Annotated in this window: 6 protein-coding genes; all 6 read left to right on the top strand. The window is 42.8% G+C overall.

All coding sequences use genetic code 11. The annotated features are described in order from the left end of the window. Window positions 1–254 precede the first annotated feature (254 nt). Window positions 255–389: a hypothetical protein gene (locus PX482_RS04475; RefSeq protein ID WP_288026949.1), complete on the top strand. Its 135-nt coding sequence runs from the start codon at window positions 255–257 to the stop codon at window positions 387–389. A 49-nt stretch (window positions 390–438) separates the two neighbouring features. Then, window positions 439–585 carry a hypothetical protein gene (locus PX482_RS04470; protein ID WP_002761017.1) on the top strand — a complete coding sequence of 49 codons (147 nt, stop codon included), beginning with the start codon at window positions 439–441 and terminating at the stop codon, window positions 583–585. 182 nt (window positions 586–767) lie between these two features. Continuing rightward, on the top strand, window positions 768–1,334 hold the full coding sequence (locus tag PX482_RS04465; protein WP_002761019.1) for a photosystem I assembly protein Ycf4: 567 nt from the start codon (window positions 768–770) through the stop codon (window positions 1,332–1,334). Between the two features lie 31 nt (window positions 1,335–1,365). Beyond that, window positions 1,366–2,058, top strand: a complete 693-nt coding sequence (locus tag PX482_RS04460; protein WP_002761022.1) for a peptidylprolyl isomerase — start codon at window positions 1,366–1,368, stop codon at window positions 2,056–2,058. Between the two features lie 175 nt (window positions 2,059–2,233). After that, window positions 2,234–3,358, top strand: coding sequence for a beta-ketoacyl-ACP synthase (locus PX482_RS04455; protein WP_002761024.1), 1,125 nt, complete (start codon window positions 2,234–2,236; stop codon window positions 3,356–3,358). A 371-nt stretch (window positions 3,359–3,729) separates the two neighbouring features. Beyond that, window positions 3,730–5,610, top strand: a complete 1,881-nt coding sequence (gene dnaG, locus PX482_RS04450; RefSeq protein ID WP_288057642.1) for a DNA primase — start codon at window positions 3,730–3,732, stop codon at window positions 5,608–5,610. The last annotated feature ends 271 nt before the right edge of the window (window positions 5,611–5,881 follow it).

Genomic DNA, 5,881 nt, shown 5'->3' with positions numbered 1-5,881 from the left:
GGCTTAGTTGGTGGCAGCTTGCCGCCAACTCACTCCTCTAGATAAGTATTTTGACTCAGGCATCTTCCTCTTTTGAGACGTTGTGACACTTAGGGTGCGGAATGTGGGTTACAGGAACTCAACCCCGACAACGGCGAAGCTTCTTTGTATCGCACCCGTGACCTCGTACCTTCTCACCTGATGGACAAACTGAGACGGGGTAAAGTCTTAGTGACAAATTGGCATATTTTTGAAAAGCGAGCGCCTGCCACGTGGTGGCTGATACCGATCAATGGGAACAGGCAGCCGCCTATATTATTGACAATCATCCCGCCACTGCAGCCTTTGTTAAAAATGAACGCTTAGGGTTTACTATTCCCAGACTTTATTATCCGTCTGAAGACAGCTAAATCTAACTATTTAATTTTAGAAACTAAAGGATGGGACGAACTGAGGGAAGTGAAGGAAGCAGCGGCTAAACCCTGGTGTAATGCCATTAATACCGACGGCAAACACGGTCATTGGCAATACTTTTTAACTGGATTGAGCAAAGTTAAAGAAGGAATTGATCAAGCAATGAGAGAAATCGAAGCATTAACCAACTAAATTTTCGATAACTTTTCTGGAAGGCAATCGCCGGTACAGAGTACCCTTGATCTTAATCAGAGAAAAAGTGTATGAGTGATTTTGGCGGCATTCCGCTCCCAATCAACACCCTGGATCGGGGTTGGGGAAGTGGCGAGAAAAAAAGCTGGTAAAATAACTCTAGGCAACCTTAAAAAGAATTCATGAAAGCGCAAACAACAAGTAAAGATAGCCTGATCCTACGGCAAGAAGTAGTGGGAGCGCGTCGCCCTAGTAACTATTTTTGGGCTGTAATCGTCTCTATTGGCGGTCTAGGGTTTCTCCTCGCCGGTCTTTCCAGTTATTTGAAGGTCAATCTACTTCTCGTTAGCGATACCAGTTCCTTACAATTTATTCCCCAAGGAGTCGCCCTCCTCTTTTACGGTACTGCGGGGACTCTTTTAGCCATCTATCTCTGGTTATCTCTCCTCTGGAATGTCGGAGGTGGTTACAACGAGTTTAACAAGGAAACTGGCAAAGTTAAAATCTTTCGTTGGGGCTACCCTGGCAAAAATCGTCGCATTGATCTCGATTGGCCTCTCGAAGATGTGCAAGCTGTGCGGGCCGAAGTGCGAGAAGGACTCAACCCGAAACGGGAACTATTCCTGCGGATTAAACAGCGTCGCGATATCCCTTTAACTCGCGTCGGCGATCCGATGTCCCTCTCGGAATTGGAAAATCAAGGAGCGGAACTCGCTCGTTTTCTGGAAATTCCTCTAGAGGGATTGTAGGCCTTTTTTCGATCTTTTTGGCTATAAAATAATGATGAAGATAAGAAAATCTGGCTGGCTGTCTGTAGTTTGTCTTTTTTTGATCACAACGACGACACTTTTCGGCTGTTCTTCCCCAGAAGCTAACTCCACCCCCGATAATTCTATGGATAATTACAAACCCCGCTTAGATGGAACTGCCGTGGTCGAGATGATCATCAAAGGTAAACCGGTAACGATCGAAATTGATGGCAATGCGGCCCCAATTACTGCCGGTAACTTTGTGGATCTGGTGGAGAGAGGTTTTTATAATGGTTTAACTTTCCATCGCGTGGTTACAGAACCGCAGCCTTTTGTCGCCCAAGGGGGTGATCCCCAAGGTCGCGGAACTGGTGGTTTTGTCGATCCGAAAACCAAGCAATCCCGTTATGTTCCCCTGGAAATTCTCCTCAAAGACGAAAAAGAGCCGATTTATGGGCAAGCAATCGGTCAACAGGCCACGGCCCGCACTCCCATCGTCGCTTTACCCCATAAACGCGGTGCAATCGCAATGGCCCGTTCTCAACAACCTAATTCCGCTTCTTCTCAGTTTTATTTTGCCCTGTCGGATATCAATTTCCTCGATGGTGATTATGCCGTTTTTGGTTATGTAACTGAGGGAATGGAAGTGATCGATACGATTAAACAAGGGGATAAAATTGACTCGGCCAAGGTTGTTTCCGGTGCAGAAAACCTGAAAAAATAGCGATCGGTTAGGGTGGGACCGGGCGACAATAATTTAATGTTCGCCGTCACCCGCCCAATCATTTAATATTCCGATAGCTGATAACTGATAGCTGATAACTGATAGCTGATAGCTGATAGCTGATAACTGATAACTGATAACTGATAACTGATAACTGATACCTGATAACTGATAAATGAATGTTGTGGTGACGGGAATTGGGTTGATCAGTTCTCTGGGAAATTTAAGTCAGAGTTGGCAAAGATTACTAGAGGGCAAAACTGGTATAACTAGGCAACAACCCTTTTCTGATTTACCCGCTTTACCCTTGGGTTTAATCGGTCACAAACCGGCATTTTTAGAGGATTTAACCAAAATTGCCCTGATTGCTGCCCTTGAAGACGCTCAATTAACCCCTCCCTTAAAGGATTGTGGTGTCACTATCGGTTCTAGTCGCGGTTGTCAGGGTTTATGGGAACGGATGGCAGCGACGGGAATAGTAGAAAACTGGTTAGATAGTTTACCCGATCGCGCCTCGGTATTGACCGCTAGATTGATAGAAACCGGCGCCCCAGTGTTAGCACCCATGGCGGCCTGTGCCACGGGCATCTGGTCGCTCGCACAGGCTGTAGAATTAATTACTATGGGAGAATGCGATCGAGTTTTAGCCGGGGCGCTCGAAACCCCGATCACTCCCTTAACTTTGGTGGGATTTGAACAGATGGGAGCTTTGGCGAAAACGGGCTGTTATCCTTTTGATAGAGCTAGGGAGGGCTTGGTTTTGGGCGAAGCTGGGGCGATTTTCGTCCTTGAATCCGAAGAACTGGCTTTAAGCAGAAATGCCCCCATCTACGGGCAAATTTTGGGCTATGGTTTTACCTGCGATGCCGATCATGTCAGCGCCCCGGCGGTGAATAATCGTAGTGCTACCAAAGCCATAGAACTATGTTTGCACAGAAGTCAATTAAGAAAAGATGAAATTAATTACATTCACGCCCACGGCACTAGCACGCGTTTAAACGATGAACGGGAGGCAAACCTGATCGCCAGCATTTTTGGCTCGCAAGTGGCTGTAAGCTCGACAAAAGGGGCAACAGGACACACTTTAGGGGCTTCGGGGGCATTAGGCGTGGCTTTTTGTTTAATGGCCCTGAAAAATCAGCTAATTCCCCCCTGTGTCGGTGTGCGCGAGTCGCCTTTTCAGTTAAATTTAACTAGATCGGCTGTTAATTTTTCCCTGCACAATTGTCTCTGTCTTAGTTTCGGTTTCGGAGGACAAAATGCAGCCATCGCAGTGGGGAAGTTTTTCAGTGATCAGTGATCAGTAATCAGTTCTTTCCCTGCCGGTCTCTGCATTTTTAACAAAACTTAACAATTATGGGCGAAATTTTGCTGGCTTTTGTCGGGAGATTTTGAGATAATATTTTTAAAAGATTTTATTCATAATGGGAATATTTGAACTCGTAAAAATTTGCACGGATTCCCATTATTAGAAGAGCATAGCACAAGCCGCCGCCAAAGTCAAGTCCTTTCTTATTACTTATGGGTGCGAATTTCCAGGAGTCAAAAAGGGCCTTAGTGGGGGTGGTAGGTGTTGGGGAGATTTTTCAGTGATCAGCTTTAATACTGCTCACTTAATATATACTGCTCACTTAAAACTCACATCTGACTCCTGACTGCTGATAACTGATTATGGATACACCGCGACTACATCCGGACACGATCGAAGAAGTTAAACAAAGAATTGATATTGTGGATTTAATTTCCGAGAGAGTCGTCCTCAAAAAAAGGGGACGGGAATACGTTGGTTTATGTCCTTTTCACGAGGAAAAATCCCCCAGTTTTACGGTTAGTCCTGCCAAACAAATGTATTACTGTTTTGGCTGTGGTGCGGGGGGAAACGGGATTAAATTTCTTATGGAAGTGGGAAAACAATCTTTTAGTGAGGTGGTTTTCGATCTCGCTAGAAGGTATCAAATCCCGATTAAAACTCTGGCAGTAGAACAGCGTCAGGAATTAGAACAGAAATTATCCCTCAAGGAACAATTATACGAAATAATGGCCGTGGCGGTGAGTTTTTATCAACACGCCCTTAGTCAACCTCAAGGGGAAAAAGCGTTAGATTATCTCAAGGTACAACGACAACTAACCGCGGAAACTATCGCAGCTTTTCAACTGGGATATTCTCCGGAAGGTTGGGAAACTCTCTATCGTTATTTAGTGGAACAAAAGCGCTATCCTGTGGCTTTAGTGGAACAAGCGGGATTAATTAAAGCGCGTCAAAATGGTAGTGGTTATTACGATCAATTTCGAGATCGTTTAATGATTCCTATTTTTGATAGTCAAGGACGAGCGATCGCTTTTGGTAGTCGCACTTTAGGTAATGAGCAGCCAAAGTATCTAAATTCTCCCGATACTCCTCTATTTGAAAAGGGAAAAACTCTCTTTGCTCTCGATCGAGCTAAACAGGCAATTATTCAGCAAGATTTAGCGATAGTTGTCGAGGGTTATTTTGACGCAATCGCTCTCCATGCTACTGGTATTACTAATGTGGTTGCCTGTTTAGGAACAGCTTTAAGTCAAGAGCAAATTAAATTACTTTTGCGCTACAGTGAAAATAAACAAATAATCTTTAATTTTGATGCTGATCAAGCGGGAATTAAAGCGACACAAAGGGCGATCGAGGAAATTAACTCCCTAGTTTATTCGGGACAAGTTAACCTAAAAATCCTCAATCTTCCCGATGGTAAAGATGCCGATGAATTTCTTAAATCTCGTGCTGACGGGGTGAATAGTTATCGAGAACTAATCGAAAAATCTCCTTTTTGGATTGATTGGCAAATCTCGCAAATGTTGGTTAATAAAGATTTAAAACAGGGACTACATTTTCAACAAGTAGCCAATAGTATGGTGAGTTTACTGCAAAAGTTAATCGATAGCAATCAACGCACTTTTTATCTAGATTATTGTGCTGAAATTTTGGCTCAAAAAGATGCCACTCGTTTGCCTTATATTTTAAAAAATCTCTCAAAGCAGGTTAATAAACCTCAAGGAAAATCTCTGGCAATCAAGAGGAAAAATATTTTAGATAAATCCGAAAAAAATAGCTCGGAAAAAGCCGAATGGTTATTATTATTAATCTATCTCCATTATCCTGAATATCGGGAAATAATTTTAGAATCTTTGGATGAAAAAGATTTAATTTTTAATCTCCCGGATTATCGTTGGTTATGGCAAGTAATTCTAGAGTTAGAAACCCAAATTACTAAACCAAGAGATTTGATGTCAGCTTTACAGAATCATTTATTGATGATAACCACAGACAAAAACCGTGATTTTAATTCTTTATTTCACTTAAATGAACATACCAGTCAGGAAATTTTGCAGCCAGAAGAACAGATCAAAGATGCTATTATAGCTATGGAAAAAATTAGTTTAATGGAATATCGTCGCTACTGTCAAGAACAATTAGTTAATGATCTCGACAGCAATCGACGGGAATTTTATCAACAGGAATTCTATCAAACTGTTAATAAATTAATCGCAATTGATCCTCACTACCAACAAGCTTAAGGGCTCTTCTCGACTTTGTGTGATAATTTTTGCTTATGGAGTCGTGAAATGATTATTGGGCAAGACTTTTAGGGCTATTTTGCGGATATTCTATCAGTATAGACCTCGTTTCCACACAGAAACCAGAAGAGCCGCTTAAGTAGTTAGGTGTTAAAAACTGTCAGCTCCCCCCGCTGTCCTTTAGTCACATCTTTCTTAACATTTCAAACCTTTGTAGCACAAGGCTTTCAAGACTCGGTTAACAATTTGTAATATTCCTTGTTGACACCCT

The organism is Microcystis sp. M53602_WE12 (assembly GCF_030065455.1).
In the GTDB taxonomy this organism is placed as follows: Bacteria; Cyanobacteriota; Cyanobacteriia; order Cyanobacteriales; family Microcystaceae; genus Microcystis; species Microcystis aeruginosa.
Note: the sequence above shows the minus strand (reverse complement) of the source record. Positions and strands in the feature narration are given on the sequence as shown.